Origin of the sequence: Streptomyces acidiscabies, from assembly GCF_020010905.1 — a bacterium.
GTDB lineage: Bacteria > Actinomycetota > Actinomycetes > Streptomycetales > Streptomycetaceae > Streptomyces > Streptomyces acidiscabies.
Genome location: NZ_JAGJBY010000002.1, coordinates 4,121,595 through 4,146,599 on the forward strand (window position 1 = coordinate 4,121,595; position 25,005 = coordinate 4,146,599).

Annotated in this window: 19 protein-coding genes and 1 pseudogene; 10 read left to right on the top strand and 10 right to left on the bottom strand. The window is 72.0% G+C overall.

Annotated features, from left to right (window positions below; translation table 11 throughout):
• Positions 1-2: 2 nt before the first annotated feature.
• Positions 3-785 (bottom strand): SDR family oxidoreductase, encoded by a 783-nt coding sequence (locus J8M50_RS44595; protein ID WP_010352204.1) that lies wholly within the window; start codon positions 783-785, stop codon positions 3-5.
• 102 nt (positions 786-887) lie between these two features.
• On the opposite strand from J8M50_RS44595, the gene J8M50_RS44600 reads away from it, so the two are divergent.
• Positions 888-1,745, top strand: coding sequence for a CoA transferase subunit A (locus J8M50_RS44600; RefSeq protein WP_010352205.1), 858 nt, complete (start codon positions 888-890; stop codon positions 1,743-1,745).
• Positions 1,742-2,485, top strand: coding sequence for a CoA-transferase subunit beta (locus tag J8M50_RS44605; protein ID WP_010352206.1), 744 nt, complete (start codon positions 1,742-1,744; stop codon positions 2,483-2,485). Before J8M50_RS44600 ends, J8M50_RS44605 begins: the two co-directional genes overlap by 4 nt.
• On the opposite strand, the gene J8M50_RS44610 is transcribed toward J8M50_RS44605, so the two are convergent.
• The 3 genes from J8M50_RS44610 to J8M50_RS44620 form a co-directional block, all read right to left on the bottom strand.
• Positions 2,475-3,107 carry a TetR/AcrR family transcriptional regulator gene (locus J8M50_RS44610; RefSeq protein WP_010352207.1) on the bottom strand — a complete coding sequence of 211 codons (633 nt, stop codon included), beginning with the start codon at positions 3,105-3,107 and terminating at the stop codon, positions 2,475-2,477. The genes J8M50_RS44605 and J8M50_RS44610 overlap by 11 nt on opposite strands.
• A 76-nt stretch (positions 3,108-3,183) precedes the next feature.
• A complete protein-coding gene (locus J8M50_RS44615) occupies positions 3,184-3,930 on the bottom strand; it encodes an SDR family oxidoreductase (RefSeq protein WP_010352208.1) in 747 nt (248 codons plus the stop codon).
• A gap of 61 nt (positions 3,931-3,991) precedes the next feature.
• Positions 3,992-4,624, bottom strand: a complete 633-nt coding sequence (locus J8M50_RS44620) for a TetR/AcrR family transcriptional regulator (RefSeq protein ID WP_010352209.1) — start codon at positions 4,622-4,624, stop codon at positions 3,992-3,994.
• A 230-nt stretch (positions 4,625-4,854) separates the two neighbouring features.
• Here J8M50_RS44620 and J8M50_RS44625 point away from each other — a divergent pair, with 230 nt between their 5' ends.
• Both J8M50_RS44625 and J8M50_RS44630 read left to right on the top strand, forming a co-directional pair.
• Entirely contained in the window at positions 4,855-5,874 is a 1,020-nt protein-coding gene (locus tag J8M50_RS44625) for an NAD(P)/FAD-dependent oxidoreductase (protein WP_040835869.1), read from the top strand.
• A 45-nt stretch (positions 5,875-5,919) separates the two neighbouring features.
• A complete protein-coding gene (locus tag J8M50_RS44630) occupies positions 5,920-7,536 on the top strand; it encodes an MFS transporter (protein WP_010352211.1) in 1,617 nt (538 codons plus the stop codon).
• A 123-nt stretch (positions 7,537-7,659) separates the two neighbouring features.
• On the opposite strand, the gene J8M50_RS44635 is transcribed toward J8M50_RS44630, so the two are convergent.
• On the bottom strand, positions 7,660-8,430 hold the full coding sequence (locus tag J8M50_RS44635) for a methyltransferase domain-containing protein (protein WP_010352212.1): 771 nt from the start codon (positions 8,428-8,430) through the stop codon (positions 7,660-7,662).
• Positions 8,431-8,478: 48 nt separating this feature from the next.
• On the opposite strand from J8M50_RS44635, the gene J8M50_RS44640 reads away from it, so the two are divergent.
• A complete protein-coding gene (locus J8M50_RS44640; protein WP_010352213.1) occupies positions 8,479-8,925 on the top strand; it encodes a MerR family transcriptional regulator in 447 nt (148 codons plus the stop codon).
• A gap of 43 nt (positions 8,926-8,968) precedes the next feature.
• Positions 8,969-9,076, top strand: a pseudogene (locus J8M50_RS50335) (NADPH:quinone reductase); the annotation flags it as partial.
• Between the two features lie 37 nt (positions 9,077-9,113).
• Here the strand turns inward: J8M50_RS50335 and J8M50_RS44645 are convergent.
• Positions 9,114-11,258 (bottom strand): beta-glucosidase, encoded by a 2,145-nt coding sequence (locus J8M50_RS44645; protein ID WP_010352215.1) that lies wholly within the window; start codon positions 11,256-11,258, stop codon positions 9,114-9,116.
• A 65-nt stretch (positions 11,259-11,323) separates the two neighbouring features.
• Positions 11,324-11,947: a TetR/AcrR family transcriptional regulator gene (locus tag J8M50_RS44650; protein WP_050987173.1), complete on the bottom strand. Its 624-nt coding sequence runs from the start codon at positions 11,945-11,947 to the stop codon at positions 11,324-11,326.
• Positions 11,948-12,065: 118 nt separating this feature from the next.
• Between J8M50_RS44650 and J8M50_RS44655 the strand changes: the two genes are divergently transcribed.
• Positions 12,066-12,431: a DUF6479 family protein gene (locus J8M50_RS44655; protein ID WP_010352218.1), complete on the top strand. Its 366-nt coding sequence runs from the start codon at positions 12,066-12,068 to the stop codon at positions 12,429-12,431.
• Positions 12,432-12,594: 163 nt separating this feature from the next.
• Here the strand turns inward: J8M50_RS44655 and J8M50_RS44660 are convergent, their stop codons facing one another.
• Positions 12,595-13,440: a fructosamine kinase family protein gene (locus J8M50_RS44660; protein WP_010352219.1), complete on the bottom strand. Its 846-nt coding sequence runs from the start codon at positions 13,438-13,440 to the stop codon at positions 12,595-12,597.
• Between the two features lie 80 nt (positions 13,441-13,520).
• Here J8M50_RS44660 and ppk2 point away from each other — a divergent pair, with 80 nt between their 5' ends.
• Together ppk2 and J8M50_RS44670 are read left to right on the top strand one after the other, a co-directional pair.
• Positions 13,521-14,318 (top strand): polyphosphate kinase 2, encoded by a 798-nt coding sequence (gene ppk2 / locus J8M50_RS44665; protein WP_010352220.1) that lies wholly within the window; start codon positions 13,521-13,523, stop codon positions 14,316-14,318.
• A 145-nt stretch (positions 14,319-14,463) separates the two neighbouring features.
• Entirely contained in the window at positions 14,464-15,984 is a 1,521-nt protein-coding gene (locus tag J8M50_RS44670; RefSeq protein ID WP_029183641.1) for a long-chain-fatty-acid--CoA ligase, read from the top strand.
• Between the two features lie 788 nt (positions 15,985-16,772).
• Here the strand turns inward: J8M50_RS44670 and J8M50_RS44675 are convergent.
• Positions 16,773-17,354, bottom strand: a complete 582-nt coding sequence (locus tag J8M50_RS44675) for a histidine phosphatase family protein (RefSeq protein WP_010352222.1) — start codon at positions 17,352-17,354, stop codon at positions 16,773-16,775.
• A gap of 484 nt (positions 17,355-17,838) precedes the next feature.
• On the opposite strand from J8M50_RS44675, the gene J8M50_RS44680 reads away from it, so the two are divergent.
• Positions 17,839-19,017, top strand: a complete 1,179-nt coding sequence (locus J8M50_RS44680) for an acyl-CoA dehydrogenase family protein (RefSeq protein ID WP_010352223.1) — start codon at positions 17,839-17,841, stop codon at positions 19,015-19,017.
• Positions 19,018-19,075: 58 nt separating this feature from the next.
• Here the strand turns inward: J8M50_RS44680 and J8M50_RS44685 are convergent, their stop codons facing one another.
• Positions 19,076-24,826, bottom strand: coding sequence for a type I polyketide synthase (locus J8M50_RS44685; RefSeq protein WP_010352224.1), 5,751 nt, complete (start codon positions 24,824-24,826; stop codon positions 19,076-19,078).
• Positions 24,827-25,005: the final 179 nt, after the last annotated feature.

Sequence of the window (25,005 nt, forward strand, 5' to 3'; positions counted from 1 at the left end):
TCTCAGGCGTGTTGACTGCTGACGGAGACGACTTCGCCGGTCATGTACGACGCGTAGCCGCTCGCGAGGAACACGACCACGTTGGCCACCTCCCACGGCTCGGCCGCACGCCCGAACGCCTCGCGGCTCGTCAACCGGTCCAGCAGCTCCGCACTGGTGACCTTCTCCAGGAACGGATGCAGCGCGAGGCTCGGCGACACCGCGTTGACCCGGATCCCGTGCCCGGCGAGGTCCAGCGCCGCGCACCGCGTCAGCGCCATCACCCCGGCCTTCGCGGCGGCGTAGTGCGCCTGCCCCTCCTGCGCCCGCCACCCCACCACCGACGCGTTGTTGACGATCACCCCGCGCCGCCCGCCCCGCACCATCCGCCGCCCGGCCGCCCGCACACACCGGAACGTGCCCGTCAGCGTCACGTCCAGCACCCGCCCCCATTCGGCGTCGCTCATCTCCAGCACCGAACGCGTCCCGCCGAGCCCCGCGTTGTTGACCATCACATCGACGCCGCCGAACGCGTCGGCCACGTCGAGGAGTTCCTCGACCTGCTCCCCAACGGTCACATCGCATACGGCCGTTGCGACCCGGTCCGCGCCGAACTCCTTCCCCAGCGCCTCGTGCGCCTCGGCGAGCCGCCGCTCGTGGACGTCCCCGAACACCACGGCACGCGCGCCCTCTTCGAGGCTCCGCCGGACGACCGCCGAGCCGATGCCCGCACCGGCGGCTGCCGTGACGACGACTGTCTTTCCTGCGAGCAACCCATGGCCAGGCACGTACTCGGGCAGGTCCATCGGTCCCCCTGCTTGTCCGGAGCCGGAACGGCGATTTACCGTAACCCACCAAGCATTTGTTTGGTAGGGACCCAGTCGACGCCAAACCCCGAGAGGGTCAACATGGCTGACAAGACAGTGCGGTTGGAGGACTTCGCCGGAGTCGTCGAGTCCGGCATGACGATCGGGATCGGCGGCTGGGGCTCGCGCCGCAAACCCATGGCGCTGGTCCGGGAGATCCTGCGTGGCGACGCCAGAGACCTGACCGTCGTCACCTTCGGTGGCCCCGACGCCGGACTGCTCTGCGCGGCGGGGAAAGTCCGCAAACTGGTCTACGGATTCGTCTCGTTGGACTCCATCGCCCTCGACCCGCACTTCCGTTCCGCACGCGAACGCGGGGAGATCGAGACCGCCGAGTACGACGAGGGCATGGTCGTCACGGGACTGCGCGCGGCGGCGAGCCGGCTGTCGTTCCTGCCGACGCGGGCCGGGCTCGGCTCGGACGTCCTGACCATGAACCCGGACCTCAAGACCGTCAACTCCCCTTACACGGGTGAGGAGTACGTCGCGATGAAGGCGCTCCCGCTGGACCTCGCCCTCCTCCACATGAACCGCGCCGACCCCACCGGGAACGCCCAGTACCTGGGCCCCGACCCGTACTTCGACGACCTGTTCGCCCGCGCCGCCGACCGCTGCTACGTCAGCGCCGAACGCGTCGTCCCCGACCTGCTCGCCGAAGGCCCCGCCCAGACCCTGCTGTTGAGCCGCATCTTCGTCACCGGCGTGATCGAGACGCCGCGCGGCGCGCACTTCACCTCGTGCGTGCCGGACCACCCGCGCGACGAGGCGTTCCAGGCGCACTACGCGGCCTCCGCCAAGGACCCGGCGGCGTGGGAGCTGTTCCGCAAGCGGTTCCTGGACGGCGACGAACGCGCCTACCAGCAGGCCGTCACCGACTTCCACACCGAGGAGGGGCGATGATCACCCGCGCGGAAGTGTGCGCCGCCGCCTGCGCCGACACCTGGCAGGGCGCCGGTGAAGTCCTCGCGCACGCCGTCGGGTCGGTCCCGATGATCGGCGCCCGGCTGGCCCGGCTCACCACCAGCCCCGAACTCGTCCTGTCCGACGGCGAGGCGTACTACATGAGCGAGCCGCCGCCGCTCGGGGGCACGGCCGCCGACGGAGGAGTGGTCGAGGGCTGGGTGCCCTTCGGCCGGATCTTCGAACTCGTCGAGAGCGGACGGCGGCAGAGCATGATGGGCGCCAGCCAGATCGACCGCTACGGCAACCAGAACATCTCCCTCGTCGGCGACTGGCGGCAGCCGACACGGCAGTTGATCGGGGTGCGCGGCGCTCCGGGCAACACCGCCAACCACCGTACGGACTACTGGGTTTCGCGGCATTCGCCGAAGGTGTTCGTGGAGAAGGTCGACCTCGTGTGCGGGGTCGGCAACGACCGCGCCGGGAAACTGACGTTCCATCATCTCGGCGTCGTCGTCACCGACTTGGCCGTCCTGGACTACGGCGACGACGGGCGGCTCCGCATCCGCTCCGTGCACCCCGGCGTCACCGTCGACGACGTCCGCGCCCGTACCGGGTTCGCGCTGGACGCGACCGGTGTCACCGAGACCCGGCTCCCCGATCCGGCCGAACTGCGCCTGATCCGCGAGGAGATCGACCCCCGGGGGCTGCGGAACCGGGAGGTCCCCGTCACTCCGTGACCAGACCGCCGTACAGGATTCTCAAGTACTGCTCGGAGACCGCCTCGTGGCGGAACCGGCCGCGCGGGCGGTACCAGCGGACCGAGCACCAGACCGTGTCGCGGATGAAACGGTAGGTGAGACGCGCGTCGACGTCCGCGCGGAACGCCCCGGACTCCTGCCCCGCGGTGATGGCCCGCAGCCAGATCTTCTCGATCTTGCGGCCCCACTGCTCGACGTACGCGAACCGGGGCTGGCCGGTCAGGGAGGCGGACTCGTTCTGGTAGAGGGCGACCGCCTCCGGCGTCTCGTGTATGACGGCGAAGGAGTGCTGGACGAGCTGGTCGAGGACCCGGCGCGGGTCCTGCTCCGCCTTCTCGATCGCGGTGAACCGCTCCAACAGGCGGCCGAGGAAGTCGCGGAGGATCTCGTCGAGCATCTCCTCCTTCGACGCGAAGTGGTGGTACAGGCTGCCCGAGAGAATGCCCGCGTCGTCCGCGATGTCCCGGACCGTGGTCTGCGTGTACCCGCGCGAGGCGAACAACTTCGCGGCGATCCCCAGGAGTTCGGCCCGGCGGTCCGAACCCGCCCTCGGGGAGCCGCCGTTGTCGGCCGCCGTGCGGACGGGGCGTCTCACCGCCATGTCGTCGTTCCTTCCCGTCCTGCCCGGTACAGCGCCTTGCCCGGTACGGCGCTCAGCATAGCGATCAAGCCCCGGCTCACGCGTTCGGCGTGTGCCGCAGGAACCCCGGCCACTCGCCGCCCCCGTCCACGTTCAGCACCGCGCCCGTCACATGCGCGGCCAGCGGCGACGCCAGCAGCACACACGCGCCGCCCACGTCCTCCGGCCGTGCGAACACGCCCCTCGGGATCGTCGCCGCGACCCGCGCGACCTGCTCCGCGTCGCCGTAGTGGTCCATCGACCCCGGCGTCTCCACCAGGCCGCAACTCACCGCGTTCACCCGGACCTTGGGCGCCCACTCCACCGCGAGCGACGCCGTCAGGCTCTCCAGCGCCGCCTTCGCCGCCCCGTACACCGCCGTCCCCGGGCTCACCCGGCGCGCGCTGATCGAGGTCACGTTGAGGACGAGCCCGCCGTCCGCCATCACCGGGAACACCGCCCGGCACACATACACCGGCGCCAGGAAGTTCAACTCCGTGACCCTGCGGTGGAATCGGGGGGAGGCGTCCGCGAAATCGGCGTACGGCGCACCGCCCGCGTTGTTGACGGCGACGTCGACCCGGCCGCAGCGGCGGGCCACGTCCTCGATCCACCGCTCGACCTGGTCCGGGTCGCGGACGTCCAACCGGCTGAAGTGCGCGGGGAGTTCGGGCGGCTCGGTACGGGCGCACACCTCGACGTGCGCGCCCGCCTTGAGGAACATCTCCGCGATCCCCGCCCCGACCCCGCGCGTGCCTCCGGTGACCAGGACGACCTTTCCCGACATGTCCAACTGGAGGGCCATGCCGACACAGTAGCCAGCCGCACCAAGCAAACGCTAGGTTCGGGGCGCGGCTTGCTGAGGCCTACGCGAGGTCACGGTGGCGCGGGCGAGGCAGCAAGGCGAACGCGCTCTCCGCTATCGAGGTCAGGCGGGCGGGACTGTGGCCGTACGCGCCTACGACATCGCTGCCGCGGATGACGGTCAGCAGAAGGTACGCGAGGTCGTCGGGATCCGCGTCGGGGTCGATGTCGCCGTTGCGCTGCGCCGCTCGCAGACACTCGGCCACCGCCGTCGCGACCACGGTGAAGCAGTCGTTGGCCAGGCGTTTCACTTCGGGGTCGGAGGCGCCGATCTCCAGGGCCATCTTGGCGGCGAAGCAGGCCGCCCCCGCCCGGTCGGGGGCGGGGGGTACGTCGGCGGCGAGCGGCACCCCGTGGACGGCGCGGAGCAAGTACGCGTGCAGTCGTTCCAGGGCGCCCTCGTCCGGTCCGTCGAGCATCTTCCCTGGACCCTGCGCCAGCCGGCCGAAGTAGCCGGCCATCGCCTCCAGCAGCACGCCGTGCTTGCCGTCGAACGCGGCGTAGAGGCTGCCGCGGCCCAGGCCGGTGGCGGCGCTGATGTCGTCGACGCTCGTGCCGTTGTAGCCCGAGGCGCGGAACTGCCGCTCGGCGGCATGCAGGACGTGGTCCCGGTCGAAGCTTCGTGGTCTCGCCATACATCGAAGGTAAAGCCAACCCGTCGTACTTGACAAGTCAGTACAGAACTATCTAGGTTTCTGACCGTTCAGTACACAACCCTCCTGAGCTCACCGGACAGGGTGCGTGCACGCCTGGCAGAGCAACCCGCGCCATCTCGAACGGCGCAAGACGGCCGCCGGCCACATCCTGGGCTTCCTGAACAACTGCCCCCTCCAACCACCCCAGAACTCGAAAGGCCGACCGAACCATGACTGACAAGGAAAAGCAGGAGGCCATGAGCGACGCACTGGCCGAGGGCACCGTCGACGCGGTGGTGATCGGCGGGGGCGCCGCAGGGCTGAACGGCGCACTGATCCTCGCCCGCTCCCGCCGCTCGGTCGTCGTGATCGACAGCGGCTCCCCGCGCAACGCGCCCGCCGAGGCCGTGCACGGCCTCATCGCCCTGGACGGCACCCCGCCGTCCGAGATCCTTCGCCGGGGCCGGGAGCAGGTACGCCAGTACGGGGGACACGTCGTCCACGGCGAGGTGGTCTCGGCCGAGCCTGCCGCCCCGTCGGCGGACGGGGACCTGCGCTTCACCGTCACCCTGGCCGACGGCCGCAGCGTCACCGCCCGCCGCGTCCTGGTGGCCACCGGCCTCACGGACGTGCTGCCGCAGGTGCCCGGGCTCGCCGGGCACTGGGGGCACGGTGTGGTGCACTGCCCGTACTGCCACGGCTGGGAGGTACGCGACGAGCCCATCGGCATCCTCGCCACCGGCCCGGCCTCCATCGGCCACGCGTATCTGTTCCGCCAGCTGACCGAGGACCTGACCTACTTCACCCACGGCACCGACCTGGACGAGGACAGCCGCGCCCGCTTCGCCGCCCGCGGCATCCGCGTCGTCGACACCCCGGTCGCCGAGGTCGTCAGCGACGAGGACGGCGCCCTCGCCGGGGTGCGCCTGGCCGACGGCCAGGTCGTGGCCCGCCGCGTCGTCGCGGTCGCCGCGCCGATGCAGGCCCGCACCCAGGGCCTGGAGGGTCTGGGCCTGCCGGTGCTGGACCTCCCGAAGGGCCGCGCTTTCGCCTCCGGCCCGGACGGCGCCACCGAGGTGCCGGGTGTGTGGGTGGCCGGCAACGTCACCGATCTGGTCGCCCAGGTCGGGGCCTCCGCGGCGGCCGGCGCACTGGCCGGCGCCGACATCAACAGGATGCTCGCCATCGCGGACACCGACGCGGCCCTCCAGGGGATCGCCGTGGGAAGCCCGCAAGGGGCCGCAGGGTGATCTTGAAGCCTGAATATCCCAGCCCGTCCCCCTCAGGAGCTACTGATGTCCTTCTTTGTGAACACCCCCGTGGAGAAAATGTCCGGGCCGTACGCGCGGCGCTGGTGGGCGCTGCTCGTGCTGTGTCTGAGCCTGCTGGTCACGGTGATGGCGAACACGTCGCTGATCGTCGCCGCCCCCGACATGACCACCGACCTGGGTCTGAGCAGCAGTGATCTGCAATGGGTCGTCGACAGCTACACCGTTCCGTACGCGGCGCTGATGCTGGTGCTGGGCGCGATCGGCGACAAGTACAGCCGGCGCGGCGCGCTGGTGGTGGGTCTGCTGGTCTTCGCCGCCGGTTCGGTGATGGGGAGCATGGTCGACGAGACCTCGCTGGTCATCGTGGCCCGCGCGATCATGGGTGTCGGTGCCGCGGTCGTGATGCCGGCCACGCTGTCCCTGGTGGTCGCGACCTTCCCCCGCAGCGAGCGGGCCAAAGCCATCACCGCCTGGGCCGCGACCTCCGGGGTGGCGGTGGCCGTCGGCCCGCTGGTCTCCGGCTGGCTCCTTGAGGACCACGCCTGGGGTTCGACCTTCCTGATCAACGTGCCGATCGCACTCGTCGGCGTGTTCAGCGCGCTCGCTCTGGTACCGCCGTCCAAGGCGGAGGGCATGGGCCGGATCGACTACGTCGGTGGTCTGCTGTCGATCGTCTCCGTCGGTTCCCTGATCTACGCCGCCATCGAGGGCCCGCACGCCGGGTGGGGCGCCGGCCCCGTCACCGGCGCCGTGGTCGCCGGCGTCGGTCTGGCCGCCTTCGTCGTCTGGGAGCTGCGGCACCCGCACCCGATGCTGGACGTCCGGAAGTTCGCGCTGCGGCCCTTCACCGGCTCGATGCTCGCGGTGATGGTCTTCTTCTTCGGCATGTTCGCCGTGATCTACTACGCGACGCAGTTCCTGCAGTTCGTCCTCGGCTACAGCGCCCTGGACACGGGCGTACGGCTGCTGCCGCTGGGCGGTGCGGTGTTCCTCGGGTCCGCGGTGACCGGGGTACTCGCCCCGAAGCTGGGGGTGAGGGTGATGGCCGTGACCGGCCTGGCCATCGGCACGGCAGGCATGTTCCTGCTCACCCAGATCGACAAGGGGTCGACGTACGGGGACTTCCTGGTGCCGCTGATGATGCTGGGCCTCGCGCTCGGACTGGCCATCTCCCCGGCGACCGACACGATCATGGGCTCCTTCCCCGAGTCCGAGCTGGGCGTCGGCGGCGGTGTCAACGACACCGCGCTCGAACTGGGCGGGGCGCTGGGCATCGCGGTGCTGGGCTCGCTGCTGGGCACGGCCTACCGGAACGAGCTGACCGACCTGGTGGGCAACCGGCTCCCGGCGGAGGCGATGGAGACCGCCAAGGACTCGGTCGGCGCCGGCCTGGCCGTCGCGCAGCGGGTCGCGCAGGATCCTTCCGCCGGGCCCCAGCAGGCGCAGGCCGCCGTGGACGCCGTCCATCAGGCCTTCGCCCACGGTGTCGCCCAGGCCAGCCTCATCGGCGGGATCATCATGGCCGCCGGAACACTGATCGTCCTCGCGGTCCTGCCGGGCCGGCGCGGGTTCGCGAGCAAGAGCGCCGAGGCGGGGGCCGAGGCGGAGACTGCGCGGGAGCACACCGGGTCCACCCGCTAGATCGCCGGGCACGCTTTTGCCGGAACACCTCACCGTCCTCGGCCTCCGGGCCGCCTCAGGGGCTCTCCTCCGGGGCGGCCCGGAGGCCAAGGGCCGTGAGGTGACAACGGCGGTCCGCGCTCTCTAGGCGGAGGCGGCAGCCACGAAGAACGGAACGGCGACGAGGAACCGGCCGGTCTCGGCGCGTCGGCGCTGTTCGGCGAGCCACTCGTCGGCCTGGTCACGGCCGACGGCACCGCTCGTGCAGGCCCACTCGGCGAGCCTAGTGGGCCACGACAGCATCGCGGGATCGGTGAACACGCTGGTGTGCACCTCGACGGTGACGTCGTCGAAGCCGCCGTCCAGGAGCAGGCTGCGGTACTGGCGGCCGGCGCGGGGCGTGGCCAGGAGGTCGGCGCGGGCGTGCACGATCGTGCGGGTCAGCTCCGGATCGTCGGAGTCGACCACGACGGCGTCCCAGTCCTGCCCGACCAGGGCGATCCTGCCGCCCGGACACAGGACGCGCCGCGCTTCCGCCACCGCGCGCCCCGGCTCCCGAAGCGCGTGGAAGACCTTGTCGGCACGGTAGCCGCGCACACTTCCGTCGGCGAACGGCAGATCCTCCGCCCCCGCCTCCCGGAACTCGGCCGCCGGCCACCGCTTCCGGGCCTCGGCCAGCATCCACGGATCGGGATCCACACCCACCGCGTGGACGCCACGCTCGGCCAGCTCGGCGACGGCCCGCCCGGCACCGCAGCCGATGTCCACGACGGACGAGCCCGGGACAAGAGACAGCAGTTCGTAGGAGCGGGCCCGCAGCAGGCCGGCGCCCGCCATCTGGTCCGCCGCGTTGAGGAGGGCCAACATGCCCTCGGTGGCACGGTGCTTTTCCACCACTTCCTGGTTCTTGGACATGGACGCCAGGCTAGGAATTCATGTCGACATGAAGTCAAGCGGAGACACATGGAGTCAAGCGGAGACAACGGCGCGATGAGCATCGGCGCTCTCGCGGCACGGTTCGGTCTCGCCACGCACGTCCTGCGGCACTGGGAGTCGATGGGCCTGCTGCACCCCGTACGGGACGCGGGCGGACGCCGCCGCTACGGCGCGGACGACCTCACCCGCGTGGCGACGATCCTCATGGGCAAGGAGGCCGGCCTCGGCCTGGACACCATCAGGAGCCTGTCCGCCACCGCCGAGCGCGCCACCCGGCACGAGATCCTGCGTGCCGAGGCCGCCGAGCTCCGATCGAGGATCGCCGCCGCCCGGGCCTCGTTGGAGCTCATCGAGGGTTGCCTGAACTGCGAGTACGAGGACGTCACCCAGTGCCCGAACTACCGGCGGCTCATCGCCGAACAGGTCGGCTCCCGAGCGCCGGCGCCCAGCCAGCCCCGTGACCGGAAGGACTGAACATGCTCGCGCCCTGGTACGACCGGCAGGGCCCGGCGGCCGAGGCGCTCCAGTACGGCGAGGCCGCGTGTGGGTGCACGGCGCCCAGTCCTACCGCCCCTTCGGCACCGCCGCCCAGTACACCGTCGTCCCCACAGACCTCGCCGTCCCGCCGGTAACGGTCACCGGCGTCACCGGAAAACACCCCTTTACGCCTCCATCAACCCCGCCAGCAGCTCCTCCGGAATCGGCTTCGGCAGGAACCCCTGGAACTGCTTCAGCGGCATCGACCCGATCATCCGCATGACGTCGTCCCCGACCATCGCCCCGCCCGCCAGCTCCTTCCGCAGCGCCGGGCCCGCGACCGCGTGACCGAACCACTCGTCCACCGACGAATCCACCGTCAGCGGACGGGAGTAGTCGTCCCCCGCCAGCTCCAGACCGGCCGAGGCCAGCACCACGTGCGCGTTCTCCCCGAGCTGCACCTCGTACCGTCCCGCCGCCACCGTCCAGTCCCCGCGCTCGATGTCCCAGAACGCGAACGCCCGCCGGTCCAGGGCGACTTCGACCCGCGTGCTCTCGCCGGGCCGCAACGCGACCTTCGCGAACCCGCGCAGCTCGCGTACGGGGCTCAGCACCGGCCGGGGCGCCGGGGCGACGTAGATCTGGACGACGTGCTTGCCGTACCGGTCCCCGGTGTTGGTGACCGTCACCGACGCCGTCGCCGTGTCCGCGCCCGTCGGTGTCACCCGGAAGCCGGACTGCTCGAACGACGTGTAGCTCAGGCCGTGTCCGAAGGGGTGTCGGACGGCGACCTCGGCGGTCTCGTAGTACCGGTACCCGACCATCACGCCCTCGCCGTAGCGCACATGCCCTTGCCCGCCGGGGAAGTTGAGGTACGCCGGGGTGTCCTGGAGGCGGAACGGGACCGTCTCCGCGAGCCGTCCCGACGGGTTCGCGCGGCCGGTGAGGACGTCCGCGATCGCGCCCCCGCCCGCCTGGCCGGGGAGCCACGCCTCGACGACGGCCTCGACACCGTCGTACCAGCCCTCAAGGCTCACGACGCTGCCGTTCATGAGGACAACCACCGTACGGCGTGCGGCAGTTGACACCGCGCGGATCAACTCCACCTGATCGGCGGGGAGTTGGATGTGTTCGCGGTCGAAGCCCTCGGACTCGTCCTCCTCGCGCAGGCCCGCGAAGACCACCGCGATGTCGGCGTCGGCGGCGTCGGCCGGGGAGTCGGTGAAGTCGACGCGGGCGTCGGGGAGTTGGGTACGGAGTTCGTCGAGGGGGCTGTCGACGCGGGTGGCGTTGACGTGGGAGCTGCCGCCGCCCTGGTAGCGCGGGTGCCGGGCGAAGTCGCCGAGGACCGCGATGCGGGCGGTCGGCGGGAGGGGGAGTGTGTGGTCGTCGTTCTTGAGGAGGACCAGGCAGTCGGCGGCGGTCTCGCGGGCGAACCGGTGCTGGGCGTCGTGGTCGACCGCGACCGGGGCGGACTCGGCGCGGACCCGGCGGGCCAGGGCGCGCAGACGGTCCAGGGCCGTGTCCACGACCGACTCGGCCAGCAGGCCGTCCCGTACCGCCTGCGCCACCTCCGCGTCCGAACGGCCGCCCGTGCCCGGCATCTCCAGGTCCGTGCCCGCGACCAGCGCGGCGACCCGGTCGGCCACCGCGCCCCAGTCGGAGACGACGACACCCTCGTACCCCCACTCCTCGCGGAGGATCTCGGTGAGCAGGTGGTGGTTCTCGGTCGCGCGGACGCCGTTGACCTTGTTGTACGCGGCCATCACCGTCGCCGGGCGGGCCTCCTTGACGATCCGCTCGAACGCCGGGAGGTAGATCTCCCGCAGCGTGCGCTCGTCGACGTCAGCGCTCACCCGCATCCGGTCCGTCTCCTGGTTGTTCGCCGCGAAGTGCTTCACCGACGCGCCGACGCCCTGACTCTGTACGCCGGTCACGTGCGCGGCGCCGAGTACGCCGCTGAGCAGCGGGTCCTCCGAGAAGTACTCGAAGTTGCGGCCGCACAGCGGGGAGCGCTTGATGTTCACGCCGGGGCCGAGGAGGACCTCCACGCCGAGCGAGCGGGCCTCTTGGCCCAGGGCCTCGCCGACCCTGCGCAGCAGCTCCGGGTCCCAGCTGGAGGCGAGGGCCACGGCCGGGGGGAAGCAGGTCGCCGGTTCGCTGTCGTAGACCTGCGTCGCCTCGCCGGACTGCTTGCGGACGCCGTGCGGGCCGTCGCACAGGAGGAGGGAGGGGAGACCGGCGCCGGGCACGTCGACCGTGGTCCACATGTCGTGGCCGGAGAGGAGGGAGGCCTTGGTGGTGAGGTCGAGGGGGGTGGCGTCGTCCATGGTTCGGGTCCTCACGGTGTGCGGGCGCGGGTGAGGACGACTTTAGGTTCAGAAAGCGAACAGCGCTAGGTATTCGCGGGGGTGCCGTCGTCTTTTCCGTCGCCGACGGCTGCGCGGCACATGCGGTTGAACGCCTCGATCGTCTCCGCCATCTCGACGTCCGGGTTCAGCAGCCACTGCACCTGGAGGCCGTCCGAGAGGGCGATCAGCATCCGGGCGAGCTGCTCGGGGGGTACGTCCGTCCTGGTCTCGCCGCGTTCCTGGGCCTCGCGCAGTCCGGTCGTCAGGGAACGGTTCAGCTCGTCGTAGCGGCGGGTGAAGAAGGGGTGCGCCGGGTGGGTGGGGTCCGAGGCGGCGGCGGAGAGGGTGACGAACAGGTCGACCAGGCCGCGCCGGTCCGCGTTCTGCGCTGCGGTCGTCGCGAGGATCTCGCCGGGGGAGGTGATGCCGGCGGTGGCCCGGTTGCTCTGCGCGTCCCGCTCCTCCAGGGCGGCGACCAGGAGTTCCTCACGCGAGCCGAAGTAGTGCAGGACGCCCGCCTGGGACATGCCGACCCGGTCCGCGATCTCCTTCAGCGAGGCGCCGCGTTCGCCGTGGTCGCCGAACACCTCCAGGGCGGCCCGCAGGATCTGTTCGCGCCGCTCAAGGCCCTTGCGGTAGGGGCCTCGTGGTTTGCGTGGTGTGGTCACGGGGTGACGGTAACCGACGGTCGCCCCGCCGCGCCGTACGGGAGCCGGCACCCCTTTCGGCACCCCTTCCGGGGCCTCCTGGAGGGTTTGCCGCCCCCTATGAGGGTATTTGCCGTATATGAGTACCGCATCCGTCATGCTGGCCGCCCCGAGCGGCCTGCTCAGCCTGGCGTTGTTCGCGGCCGGCATCGCCGTGGTGGCGATGCTGAGTGGTGCGTTCTGGCTGGGCGCGCGTATCAAGGACCGCGAGCTGCCGTGCCCGCGCCCCGAGGAACAGCCGCACCTCCCGCCGGAAGGCGCGGTTCACGAGATCCTGGAGAACCGGGAACCCGACGAGGTACCCCGCGTACCCAAGGGCGGCCACGCCCTCACTCCGTACGAACTCACCAACATGCAGACCAGGACCAGCGCGTCGCAGAAGCGGCGCAGGTGGACGCCGGGGTCCAGCGGGTCCTTCGGGGGCGGCGGGCTGGGCGCGCACTGAGCTGGACGGGCGCGGGGTCCTCCGGACGGGGCCGGACCTGACCGAGCAGGCCGGATGCCTCCCGGACCGGGCCGGGGCTCGCCGTATCAGGGCCGGGGCGAGGGCGGGAGGCGAACCATCCCCCGCCCCGGCTGCCGTACGGCTTCCGCCCCACCCCCTGCCCTCACCCCACCCCCCGAGCCACCCCCACCACCTGCTCCCCGTACCCCCCGCCGAACAGCACCACATGCACCATCAGCGGAAACAGCTGATGCGCCCCCACCCGCCCCCGCCACCCCTCCGCCAGCGGCGCGACCTCCTCGTACCCGGCGGTGATCTCCTCCAGGTACGGGCCCCCGAAGAGCCGCAGCATCGCCAGGTCCGTCTCCCGGTGCCCTCCGTGCGCGGCGGGGTCGATGAGCCACGCCCTCCCGTCGGCGCCCCACAGCACGTTCCCGTTCCAGAGGTCGCCGTGGAGGCGGGCCGGCGGCTCGGGGGGACCGGCGATCGCCGGGAGCCGCGCGCAGGCGGCCTCCACCACGGCCGCGTCGTGCGAGGTCAGCGCGCCTCGGTCGACGGCCGCCCGGACGTACGGCAGCACCCGCTGCTCGGCGTACCAGTCGGCCCACTCGGCGCCGGGGACGTTCCGCATCGGGGCGAGTCCGATGTACGCCTCACGCGGACCACCAGGCGGACCGGCCCCGTACGCGGGCGCCCCGGCAGCGTGCAGCGCCGCGAGCCCCCGCCCCAGCCCCAGCGCGGCCCCGACGGTGGGCGCACCCACTGCGACCCGTTCCGTCACCAGCCACCCGGCGTCGTACCCGTACACCTCAGGCACCGGCACCACCCCCGCAGCCCCCAGCCACCGCAGCCCGGCGGCCTCCGCGCGGGCCGCGTCGGGAGCGTCGGCGTGCTTGGCGATCACGGTCCGGCCGTCGGCGAGAGCGACCTCGGCGACCGTGCCGGAGAGTGGGCGGACCGTGTGCGCGGGGCTGCTGGTGAGGCGCGCGGCGGCGGTGAGGGCGTCCATATGGACGCCAGCGTACGACGCCCGACGGACCGCTCTTTAGACTTCGGGCGTTCACCTGTGCGGCGACGGAAAGAGGCGGTATGACAGCGGCGGGGAACCTGAAGCGGAAGGTGTACGAGAGTGAACTGCTGCGTCTCCAGACGGAGTTGGTGAAGCTTCAGGAGTGGGTGCGGGCGGAGGGCGCGCGGCTGGTCGTCGTGTTCGAGGGGCGGGACGCGGCCGGCAAGGGCGGCACGATCAAGCGGGTCACCGAGCATCTCAACCCCCGTGTCGCCCGGGTCGTCGCGCTGCCGAAGCCGACCGAGCGGGAGCGGACGCAGTGGTACTTCCAGCGGTACGTGGAGCACCTCCCGGCCGCCGGGGAGATCGTGCTGCTCGACCGGTCCTGGTACAACCGCGCCGGGGTCGAGCACGTGATGGGGTTCTGCACGAAGGAGGAGTACCAGCGGTTCCTGCGGCAGTGCCCGATCTTCGAGCGGATGCTCGTCGAGGACGGCGTCATGCTGCGGAAGTACTGGTTCTCGGTGAGTGACGGCGAGCAGCAGGACCGCTTCCGCAAGCGTCTCGACGATCCGGTCCGGCGGTGGAAGCTCTCGCCGATGGACCTGGAGTCGATCACCCGCTGGGAGGCGTACTCGCGCGCCAAGGACGAGATGCTCGTGCACACCGACATCGCCGAAGCGCCCTGGATGGTCGTCGAGAGCGACGACAAGAAGCGCGCCCGGCTCAACATGATCGCCCACCTGCTGGACTCGGTGCCCTACCGCGAAGTCCCGCTGCCGGTCCTGGAGTTGCCGGAGCGCCCGGCGTCCACCGGGTACGTACGCCCGCCGCGCGACCTCCAGAACTATGTCCCGGACCATGCCGCGAGCCTGTGACCTGCACACATCTTTGACGCAAGATCCTTGCGACGGCATGGTGCGCTCAACTAGCGTCCGAAGTCGGACGGTTCGTGTGGACCGTCCGCGTTGATCCTGCGATGAGGGAGGCCGTTATGCCGTGCCAGTGGACGGCGGACGGGTCATGACCGCGTACAACCTCGCCGGGTTCCTGGAGGACTCGGCCGCCCGCCACCCGGAGCGCACCGCGATCGTCTTCGGCGAGCTGCGGCTGTCGTACGCGCAGGTGGACGGCGCCGCCGCGCAGGTCGCGAACCTGCTGGTGGCGGCGGGGATTCGGCCCGGCGACAAGGTCGCGCTGTCGATGCCGAACCTGCCGTACTTCACGTTCGCCTACTACGGCATCCTCAAGGCGGGCGCGACCGTCGTACCCCTGAACGTGCTGCTCAAACCGCGCGAGATCGCGTACCACCTGCGGGACTCCGACGCGAAGGCGTTCATCGCGTTCTCGGGGACGCCCGAGCTGCCCATCGGGGAGTACGCGCGCGAGGCCGTCGACGAGGTCGGCGGGGTCGGGCTGTTCGTCGTCGATCCGGCGCGCGAGCTGCCGTGGGCCGGGCAGGCGCCGGTCTTCGAGACGGTCGTCACGGACGAGGACGACACGGCCGTCATCCTCTACACCTCCGGGACGACCGGCCGGCCCAAGGGCGCCGAGCTGCGGCACCGGAACATGCGCGACAACGTCCTCATCGACGAGGTGCTGTTCGGCGCGTCCGTCGAGCGGCCCGACACGTTCCTGTGCGTGCTGCCGCTGTTCCACTCCTTCGGGCAGACCGTCATCCAGAACGGGGCGCTCGCGTACGGCGGGACGATCGTCATGCTGCCCCGCTTCGAGCCCGCCGCCGCGCTGAAGCTGATGCTCTCCGAGCACGTCACCTTCTTCGGTGGCGTTCCCACCATGTACTGGGCGCTGCTCGGTGCGCTCGACGACTCCGTGGACGTCGGGACGCTTGCCCGTAATCTCCGGGTCGCCGTCTCCGGTGGGTCCGCGCTGCCGCACGAGGTGCACCGGGAGTTCCAGAAGCGGTTCGGGGTGACCATCCTTGAGGGGTACGGGCTTTCCGAGACGTCCCCGGTCGCGTCGTTCTCCCGGCTCGGGCAGGAGCCTCGCGCCGGGTCGATCGGGGTGCCTGTGCCGGGCGTCGAGATGCGGCTCGTCGACGGGGGCGGGGCGCCGATCGCGGACGATCCCGATGCGATCGGGGAGATCGCCGTCAAGGGGCACAACGTCATGAAGGGGTACTACAAGCGGGCCGACGCGACCGCCGAGGTCCTCGACGACGGGTGGTTCCGCACCGGTGACCTCGGGCGGCGGGACGCCGACGGCTTCTACTACATCGTCGACCGCGCCAAGGACATGATCATCCGGGGTGGGTTCAACGTGTACCCCCGGGAGATCGAGGAACTCCTCATGGAGCACCCCGCGGTGTCCCTGGTCGCCGTCATCGGCGTACCGCACGCCTCCCATGGCGAGGAGATCAAGGCGGTCGTCGTGCGCAAGGCCGGGGCCGCGGTGACGGAGGCGGAGTTGGTCGACTGGGCGAAGGAGCGGCTTGCGGCGTACAAGTATCCGCGGGTGGTGGAGTTCGTGGAGACGCTGCCGATGACGTCTACGGGGAAGATCCTGAAGCGGGAGATCGGCTGAGGGAGGGGGTTGGGGGTGGGTAGCCTGCGGGGCCGGGGCCGGGGCCGGGGCCGGGGCCGGGGCCGGGGCTAGGGCTAGGGCTAGGGCGGGTCGGGTCGGGTCGGGTCGGGGCAGGGCGGGGCGGGTTCGGTGCGGGCGGTATTCGTACGATACGAAGATCGCCCGCCATTTTGAGGCTGCCCGCTGGTCTTTGAGCCGGCCCTGCTGGTCCTTGAGCCGGCTCTGCCGGTTCCTGAGCCAGCCCACTGGTCCTTGAGTCAGCCCGCCGGTTCGTTGAGTCGGCCCCGCCGTCTTGAGGCCGCCCGCTGGTCCTTGAGTCGGCTCCGCCGGTTCCTGAGTCGGCCCGTCGGTCCTTGAGTTGACCCGCCGGTTCTTGAGCTGGCCCGCTGGTCCTTGAGTCGGCTCCGCCGGTTCCTGAGTCGGCCCGTCGGTCCTTGAGTTGACCCGCCGGTTCTTGAGCTGGCCCGCTGGTCCTTGAGTCGGCTCCGCCGGTTCCTGAGTCGGCCCGTCGGTCCTTGAGTTGACCCGCCGGTTCTTGAGCTGGCCCGCTGGTCCTTGAGTCGGCTCCGCCGGTTCCTGAGTCGGCCCGTCGGTCCTTGAGTTGACCCGCCGGTTCTTGAGCTGGCCCGCTGGTCCTTGAGTCGGCTCCGCCGGTTCCTGAGTCGGCCCGTCGGTCCTTGAGCTGGCCCGTCGGTCCTTGAGTTGACCCGCCGGTTCTTGCGGCGACCCACTGACCTCACCCCGCCTGCCGGCCCACTCCGCCCATCGGCCTCGTCCCGCCGCCGCTCTCACCCCGGCTCCACCCCGCCCAGGACACTCCCCACCCGCAGATTCCACCGCCCACCCCTCCCACTGACCTCCACCCCCGACAACGGCGGCACATCCACCCGCCAGAACGCCCCCTCCGGCGCCCCCAATACCCGTACGGCGACAGCCCGCACCACCTCCGGCTCGACCACCGCGACCGTCCGCCCGGACAACTCCGCACCGGCCTCCAGCCACCCCCCGACCCGCGCGCAGAACTCCCGCACGGACTCCCCACCATGCGGAGCCGCCCCGGGGTCGGACAGCCACGCGGCGAGAGCCTCCGGCTCCCGCGCGCCCACCTCCTCCACCGTCTCCCCCCGCCACCGCCCGGCGTCGATCCCTGCCAGCTCCGGGACCTCCACCCCCGCGAGCCCGAGCCCGGCGAGAGTCTCCAGGCACCGCACACTCGGCGAACACCAGACCCGCCCGGCGACCGGCACCCCACCCGCAGCGTCCCGCGCCGCCCGCACGCCCGCCGCGTCCAGCGAATCCCCGTCGTCGAACCGCGCGGCCCGCAGGGAAGGGGAGAGGGCGGGGGCGATGAGGAGCAGCCGGTGAGTCATGAACCAATTGTGCTGCCCACCACTGACAACCGGTCCGCCGTCTGCATACCTGGCCCGCCGCCGACAACCGACCTGCCGCCGGTGAACTCGGCCCGCCGCCGACAACCGACCCGCCGCCGACAAACTCGGCCCGCCGTCGGCGTACCCGGCCCGCCGTTGGCAATCGGCCTGTTGCCGGTGAACTCGGTCCGCCGTCGGCGTACCCGGCCCGCCGCCGACAACCGACCCGCCGCCGGTGAACTCGGCCCGCCGTCGACAAACTCGGCCCACCGCCGGCAAACCCGGCCCGCCACTGACACCCCGGCCCGCTCCACTGACACCCCTGCGCCGCTGTTCGGCGGCGCGGAGGCCGAGGCGCTGCCCGCACAGCCGCCCCCGCCCACCCTGTCGGCACCCCGCCCCGACCGGAAACCCGGCCCGCCATTCCCTATTCCTGCAACACGTTCTACTGTGTGCGCCCTCAGTCCCCCTCGGAGGAGGCCCCGTGCACCTCGACCAGACCCCCGAAGAACAGCGGCTGCGCGCGGAACTGCGGGAGTACTTCGCGGAGTTGGTCCCGGACGGCGCGTACGCGCGGCACGCCGACCCGGTCGGTGCGAAACGGTTCTACCGGGAGACGATCCGCCGTCTCGGCGCGGACGGCTGGCTCGGCGTCGGGTGGCCGCAGGAGTACGGGGGCCGGGGCCTGACCCCCGTGGAACAGTTCGTGTTCTTCGACGAGGCCGCGCAGGCGGGCGTACCCCTGCCGCTGATGGCGCTGAACACCGTCGGCCCGACGATCATGCGCTACGGCACCGACGAGCAGAAGGCGTACTTCCTCCCCCGCATCCTCTCCGGCGAGATCGACTTCGCCATCGGCTACAGCGAACCCGGCGCGGGCACCGACCTCGCGGCGCTCAAGACGAGGGCCGTACGGGACGGGGACGAGTACGTCGTCGACGGCCAGAAGATCTGGACGACCAACGGCGACACGGCGGACTGGATCTGGCTCGCCACCCGCACCGACCCCGACGCCCCGCCCCACAAGGGCATCACGATGCTGCTGGTCCCCACGACCGACCCCGGCTACTCCTGCACGGTGATCCGCACGCTCGCCTCCCACGACACGACGGCGAGCTACTACGAGAACGTCCGCGTCCCCGTCACCCGCCGGGTCGGCGCCGAGAACGAGGGCTGGCGCCTGATCACGAACCAGCTCAACCACGAGCGCGTCACGCTCGCCGCGCACGGCACGATGGCGATCCGCGCCCTCGCGGACGTCCAGCGCTGGGCCGGGGAGACGAAACTGGCCGACGGCCGCCGCGTCCTCGACCTCCCCTGGGTACGCCGCCGCCTCGCCCAGACCCACATCAAGCTCGACGCCCTGAAACTCCTCAACTGGCAGATGGTCCAGGCCGTCCAGAACAACACCCTCACCCCCCAGGACGCCTCCGCCGTCAAGGTCTACGGCTCCGAGGCCCGCCGCGACGCGTACGCCTGGCTCCTGGAGATCGTCGGCGCACCGGGCGCGCTCCAGGAGGGCTCGGCGGGCGCGGTGCTCCACGGCGAACTGGAACGCGGCTACCGCTCGGCCGTCATCTTCACGTTCGGCGGCGGCAACAACGAGATCCAGCGGGAGATCATCACGTGGATCGGCCTGGGGATGCCGAGGGTGCGCCGCTGATCGCCGGCATCGGGCCCTGGCTCCGGGACCCGCGCCCGTCCCGGAGCCACACGCGATCTCAGACCCGCCGCAGCCACTCCCGCAGCGCGCCCGCCGTCGTCTGCGCGTACTCGTACATCATCGACTGATGGTCGCCCTCCGTCACCACCGTGTCGTACGCGAAGTCCCAAGCGGGACTCCAGTCGTGGGTGCTCACGGCGTCCTCGTCCGTGCCACCGAACCAGCGCTCCTGCGCGCTGACGAGGACGACCGGGGTGGTGACGGGCCGGGGCTCCCAGTGCTCCAGGAGTTCGAGGTAGGCGCCCTGCGCGGTGGCCTGGTCGTCGGTGATCAGCCCCCACACCCCGTCGTTGACGGCGATGTTGCGGAACTGCTCCTCGACCTTCTCCCGCGGGACCCGGTCCTTCGGGAACCAGCTGTCGAGCAGGACGACGGCCTTCGGTGCCAGGCCGCGCTGCTCCAGGCGGTGGGCGACGGCGTGCGCGAGCCAGCCGCCGGAGGAGTATCCGGCCAGGGCGATCGGGGTGTCCGCGAAGCGGCGGGCCATCGCTTCGGTGAGCGTGTCGACGATGAGGTCGCCGCCGGCGGGGAGCGGCTCGCCGTCGCCGAAGCCGGGGTACGACAGGCCGTACACGTCGTGCAGCCCGTGCAGGTGGAGGGCGAGCCGGGCGAAGTTGTGCGGCCCCGAGGGGGCGACGACCGGAGGCAGGCAGACGAGGGCGGTGGCGCCCGCCGGCCCGGTGGCGAGCCGCCGGACCTCCCGGGCCACGCCGTGCTTCTCGTCGTATTCCTCCGGCGTGTGGAACACCGGCCGGAGTTTGGCGGCTGCTTGGAGGATGCGGTTGGCCTCGGAGTACATGCCGACCTTGCACCCGTGGCGGTAGAGGTCGCGGACACCGGGGACAGGCGGGTCGGACGGTGCTGGGGCCGTCCGCTCCTCGACGGCGCGGCGGGCGAGGGTCTCGATGTGCCGGGCGAGTTCCGTGGCGGTCGGTTGCTCGAAGACCACGGCCGTGGCCAGCGCGAGGCCGGTTGCGGCGGCGAGGCGGCGGCGCAGGTCGACGGAAGCGAGCGAGTCGAAGCCGAGCTCCAGGAAGCGCCGACCGGGGTCGATGTCGTCGGACGAGCCGTGGCCGAGTACGGCGGCGGCCTCGGCGCGGACGAGTTCCAGGGCGGCACGGGCGTCCGTCACGCGCGCGGCCGGGTCGACGGAGGACTCCTCCGAGGACTCGCCCGGTGCCGGAAGCCCGTCGGCGGGAGGGCGGACCACGTCGAAGAAGCGGTCGGCCCGGATGGTCCTGCGCAACTGCACGAAGTGGTCCCAGTCCATGTCGGCGACCGTCAGGCCGGTCCCCCCGGCGGCGACCGCCCGCTCCATCTCCGCGATCGCGTCTTCCGGCGCCAGGTGCCGCAGGCCGCGCCTGGTCAGGAAGTCCTGCACCCCGTCACCCGCACCCATGCCGGCCTCGGCCCACGGGCCCCAGGCGATGGCCGTCGCGGCGAGCCCCCGGGCGCGGCGCTGCCGGGCCAGGGCGTCGAGGTAGGAGTTGCCTGCGGCGTAGGCGGTCTGGCCGGAACTTCCCCAGATCCCCGTGACGGACGAGAACATGACGAAAGCGTCCAGCTCGGTGTCCCCGAGCAGCTCGTCGAGGTGGCGGGCGCCCGCCACCTTGCCGGCCACCACTTCGGCGAACCCGGCCAGGTCCGTCTCGGGGAGCGGCGCGAAGCGGCCCATGACGCCCGCGGCGTGCACCACGGCGGACAGCGGCTGGTCCTCGGGCAGCGAACCGAGGACCGCGGCGAGCTGCTCGCGGTCGGCGGCGTCGCAGCCCACGATCACGGTCTCGGCGCCGAGTTCGGACAGTTCGGCACGCAGCCCGGCCGCGCCCGGCGCGTCGGGACCGCGGCGGCTGGTCAGCACGAGCCGGGCGGCGCCGTTGCGGGCGAGCCACCGGGCGCAATGGGCGCCGAGGGCTCCGGTGCCGCCGGTGACGAGGACGGTGCCTCGGGGGCGCCAAGGGGTCGCGGAGACATCGGCGGGCAGAGCCGAGGAAGCGGCGGGTACGGCCCGGGAGTCGGCCGGCTCCGCCGGAACCAGGCGGCCGGCGAGTAGTCCCGTGGAGCGGACCGCGAGCTGGTCCTCGTCGCCCGGCGCGGTCAGGGCGGCGCCGAACAGGTGGAGGGACTCGTCGTCCAGTTCTGCGGGCATGTCGATCAGTCCGCCCCAGGCGTGCGGGCGTTCGACGGCGAGGGTGCGGCCGAGGCCCCAGAGCATGGCCTGGTCGGCGTCGACGGCCTGCTCGGTGTCGTCCGTGGCGACCGCGCCCCGGGTGGCGCACCACAGGGGCGCGTCGAGGTCCAGGTCGGCCATGGCCTGGGCGAGGGCGCAGGTGAGCGCGATGCCGTCGCTGAGGACGGGGTGCTCGGTGTGCGGGGTGGTGTCGAGGGCCAGCAGGGACAGGACGCCGCCGAGCCTGCCCCCGGCGGTGGTGACCTGCTTCTCCAGCATCTCGGTGAGCTCGGCACGGTCGGCGTCGTCGGCGCGCAGGTCCACCCGTACGGCCTCGCCGCCGAGCAGCTCGACGACCCACGCCACCCGCGACAGCAGCTCCTCGTCGGCACCGAGGGGCGGGACGAGCAGCAGCCAGACACCAGAGAGCGACGGCAGCACGGGGAGCTCGACCGGCTGCCACGCGATGCGGTGGCGCCAGCCGGCGGGGTCGGTGCGGCGCTGCCTGGGCGCTTCCTGCGAGGGGGCGGCGGTGCGGGCGGGCCGTTCCATCCAGTACCGGCGGCGCTGGAAGGCGTACGTCGGCAGGTCGACGTGGTCGGTGCCGAGACCGTCGTACGGGGTCTGCCAGTCGACGGGGAAGCCGTGGACGTGGAGTTCGGCGAACGCCGCGAGCAGGCTTCGGTCCTCGGGGCGGCGGGCCCGGCAGGCGGACGTCATGACCAGGCCGTCGGCGTCCTCGGGGAGGCAGCCGGGGCCGAGGGCGGTCAGCACGGCGTCGGGGCCGAGTTCGAGGTAGCCGGTCGCGCCCTCCCGGTACAGGCAGCGCATGCCGTCGAGGAACCTGACCGGTTCCCGCACGTGGCGCACCCAGTACTCCGGGGAGCACAGCTGCTCCTCGCCGGCGCGTTCGCCGGTGACGTTGGAGACGACGGGGATCTGCGGCGGGTGGTAGGTGACGGCCTCGGCGACCTCACGGAAGGCGGCGAGCATGTCGTCCATGTGCGGCGAGTGGAAGGCGTGGCTGACGTTGAGCCGCCTGGTCCCCCGGCCCCGCTCCTCCCATACGGCGGCGATCCGCGCGACGGTCTCCTCGTCACCGGCGACGACGGTGGCGAGCGGGCCGTTGACGGTGGCGACGCCCGCCTGCCCGTCGAGGCCGGTCAGGGTGTCGAGGACCTCTTCCTCGCTCGCTTGGATCGCGGTCATCGCACCGCCGGAGCGGCACGCCTGCATCAGCCGTCCCCTGGCCGCGACCAGCGAGCAGGCGTCGTCCAGGGACCACACCCCGGCGACGTGGGCGGCGGTCAGCTCGCCGATGGAGTGCCCGATCAACAGGTCGGGGGCCACGCCCCAGGACTCGGCCAGGCGGAAGAGCGCGGTCTCGTGCGCGAACAGGGCGGGCTGGGTGTAGGCGGTACGGTGCAACAGCTCGGCGTCCGTCGCCCCCTCGGCTGCGAACATGACGTCCCGTAGGGGGCGCTGGAGGTGCTGGTCCATCCGGGCGCACACCTCGTCCAGCGCCCGCGCGAAGACGGGGTACGTCCGGTACAGCCGCTGCCCCATGCCGTGCCGCTGGCTGCCCTGCCCGGTGAAGAGCACCGCCAGCTTCCCGCCGTCCCCGGCCGGCCCGCCCTCCCCCTGCACCAGGCCCATGGCCGGGCGTCCTTCGCCCAACGCCTCCAGGGCGCCCAGGAGTTCGTCCCGGTCGGCCGCGACGGCGACGGCGCGGTGCTCGAAGCGGGTACGGCCGGCGAGGGTCGCTCCGACACCGGCCAGGGGCAGGTCCGGGTGACCGGCGAGGTGACCGGCGACGCGCTTGGCCTGCGCCCGTAGGGCCTGACCGGTACGGGCGGACAGGACGACGGGCAGCAGAGCCGCCTCGGGATCCGGCCCCGGTCCTGGCGGCTCCTCGATGATGACGTGCGCGTTGGTTCCGCTCACCCCGAAGGCGGAGACCGCCGCCCGGCGCGGACGGCCGGCGCGCGGCCATGGCACCGGCTCCCGCAGCAGCTCGACACTGCCCGCGGACCAGTCGACGTGCGGGGTGGGTTCCCTCACGTGCAGGGTGCGCGGCAGCAGCTCGTTGCGCATCGCCATGACCATCTTGATCACGCCGGCCACCCCCGCCGCCGCCTGGGTGTGCCCGATGTTCGCCTTGAGCGAGCCCAGGTACAGCGGCCGGTCCTCGGGCCGTTCCTGGCCGTACACGGCGACCAGCGCGCTCGCCTCGATCGGGTCGCCGAGCGCGGTCCCGGTGCCGTGTGCCTCGACCACGTCGACATCCGCCGGGCCCAGCTGGGCAGACGCCAGGGTCCGCCGGATCAGCCGCTGCTGGGACGGGCCGTTGGGCGCGGTCAGGCCGTTGCTCGCACCGTCCTGGTTGGTGCCGGTGCCGCGCACCACCGCCAGCACCCGGCGGCCGGCCCGGCGGGCGTCCGAGAGCCGTTCGAGGAGCAGTACGGCGGCGCCCTCCGCCCAGCCGGTGCCGTCCGCGTCGGCGGAGAACGCCTTGCAGCGGCCGTCCGGGGCCAGACCGCGCTTGCGGCTGAACTCCAGCAACATGCCCGGCGTCGACATCACGGTGACGCCCCCGACCAGCGCCAGGTCGCACTCGCCGGCGCGCAGTGACTGCGCCGCCAGGTGCATCGCGACCAGAGAGGACGAGCACTGCGTGTCGACGGTCAGAGCCGGTCCCTCGAACCCGAAGGTGTAGGAGACACGGCCGGAGACGACCCCCAGGGCGTTACCGGTGAGCATCTGCCCCTGCGCCTCCTGCGGCGCCTCGTGCCAGGCGGGCCCGTAGTCCTGGAGGGAGACGCCGGCGAACACCCCCGTGCTGCTTCCGCGCAGCGCGTGCGGATCGATCCCCGCGCGCTCCAACGCCTCCCAGGAGATCTCCAGCATCAGCCGCTGCTGGGGGTCCAGCGCCAGTGCCTCGCGCGGGCCGATGCCGAAGAAGCCGGGGTCGAAGTCCTCCGCTCCCTTGAGGAATCCGCCGTGCCGGGTGTACGCGGTGCCGTGCCGCTCCGGGTCCGGATCGTAGAGCCCCTCCAGGTCCCAGCCCCGGTCGTCCGGCAGGTCGCCTATGACGTCCCTGCCCTCGGCGACCAGCCGCCACAGCGCCTCCGGGGAGTCCACGTCTCCAGGAAGCCGGCAGCCGAGCCCGACGACAACCACCGGGTCGTCCGCCGTGCCGGCACGTCCGCCGTCCACCACACCTGCCGTGTCCCGGACCGTTCCGGGACCGAGCAGCTCGTGGCGCAGGTGTTCGGCGAGCGCGAGCGGTGTCGGGTAGTCGAACAGCACGGTGGCGGGCAGGCGCAGCCCGGTCGCCTCCGCCATGCCGTCCCGGAGCCGCTGCGCCCGCTGCCGGTACACGCCCAGGCGCCGCCACGGCGCCCGGACGTCGACGAGGCCGGATCCGTCCCCGTCCGCCGCCCGGGAGATCTGCTCCTTCAACAGGTCCAGCAGCAGGGAGTGCTGCTCGGCGGGCTGGAGGTCCGCCAGACGATTCCGCAGCGTCTCGCCTTTCTCGGCAAGTGTGGGTGCGGGGGAATCCGGAACATCAATGGTCATGTGTGCCCAACTTTCTAGTGCACCGCAAAACATCGAAACAGTCGACAGTCGGCCTTGGAATCCGCTCACGAATTTCGCATGGCGAGGCAGACCATAGATTTAGCGGACGCCGATCGTCCAGCGCGGCAAATATGGCGATGAGTTTATAGAGAATGCCGGCAGGGGTGGAGCGCCATCCT

What these genes read in the sequence shown, in the direction of transcription:
- J8M50_RS44670 (WP_029183641.1), top strand. Translation starts at nt 14,464, where the DNA reads ATGACCGCGTACAACCTCGCCGGGTTCCTGGAGGACTCGGCCGCCCGC.
- J8M50_RS44600 (WP_010352205.1), top strand. Translation starts at nt 888, where the DNA reads ATGGCTGACAAGACAGTGCGGTTGGAGGACTTCGCCGGAGTCGTCGAG.
- J8M50_RS44620 (WP_010352209.1), bottom strand. Translation starts at nt 4,624, where the DNA reads ATGGCGAGACCACGAAGCTTCGACCGGGACCACGTCCTGCATGCCGCC.
- J8M50_RS44635 (WP_010352212.1), bottom strand. Translation starts at nt 8,430, where the DNA reads ATGTCCAAGAACCAGGAAGTGGTGGAAAAGCACCGTGCCACCGAGGGC.
- J8M50_RS44615 (WP_010352208.1), bottom strand. Translation starts at nt 3,930, where the DNA reads ATGGCCCTCCAGTTGGACATGTCGGGAAAGGTCGTCCTGGTCACCGGA.
- J8M50_RS44655 (WP_010352218.1), top strand. Translation starts at nt 12,066, where the DNA reads ATGAGTACCGCATCCGTCATGCTGGCCGCCCCGAGCGGCCTGCTCAGC.
- J8M50_RS44625 (WP_040835869.1), top strand. Translation starts at nt 4,855, where the DNA reads ATGACTGACAAGGAAAAGCAGGAGGCCATGAGCGACGCACTGGCCGAG.
- J8M50_RS44610 (WP_010352207.1), bottom strand. Translation starts at nt 3,107, where the DNA reads ATGGCGGTGAGACGCCCCGTCCGCACGGCGGCCGACAACGGCGGCTCC.
- J8M50_RS44605 (WP_010352206.1), top strand. Translation starts at nt 1,742, where the DNA reads ATGATCACCCGCGCGGAAGTGTGCGCCGCCGCCTGCGCCGACACCTGG.
- J8M50_RS44675 (WP_010352222.1), bottom strand. Translation starts at nt 17,354, where the DNA reads ATGACTCACCGGCTGCTCCTCATCGCCCCCGCCCTCTCCCCTTCCCTG.
- J8M50_RS44595 (WP_010352204.1), bottom strand. Translation starts at nt 785, where the DNA reads ATGGACCTGCCCGAGTACGTGCCTGGCCATGGGTTGCTCGCAGGAAAG.
- J8M50_RS44685 (WP_010352224.1), bottom strand. Translation starts at nt 24,826, where the DNA reads ATGACCATTGATGTTCCGGATTCCCCCGCACCCACACTTGCCGAGAAA.
- J8M50_RS44660 (WP_010352219.1), bottom strand. Translation starts at nt 13,440, where the DNA reads ATGGACGCCCTCACCGCCGCCGCGCGCCTCACCAGCAGCCCCGCGCAC.
- J8M50_RS44630 (WP_010352211.1), top strand. Translation starts at nt 5,920, where the DNA reads ATGTCCTTCTTTGTGAACACCCCCGTGGAGAAAATGTCCGGGCCGTAC.
- J8M50_RS44645 (WP_010352215.1), bottom strand. Translation starts at nt 11,258, where the DNA reads ATGGACGACGCCACCCCCCTCGACCTCACCACCAAGGCCTCCCTCCTC.
- J8M50_RS44640 (WP_010352213.1), top strand. Translation starts at nt 8,479, where the DNA reads ATGGAGTCAAGCGGAGACAACGGCGCGATGAGCATCGGCGCTCTCGCG.
- ppk2 (WP_010352220.1), top strand. Translation starts at nt 13,521, where the DNA reads ATGACAGCGGCGGGGAACCTGAAGCGGAAGGTGTACGAGAGTGAACTG.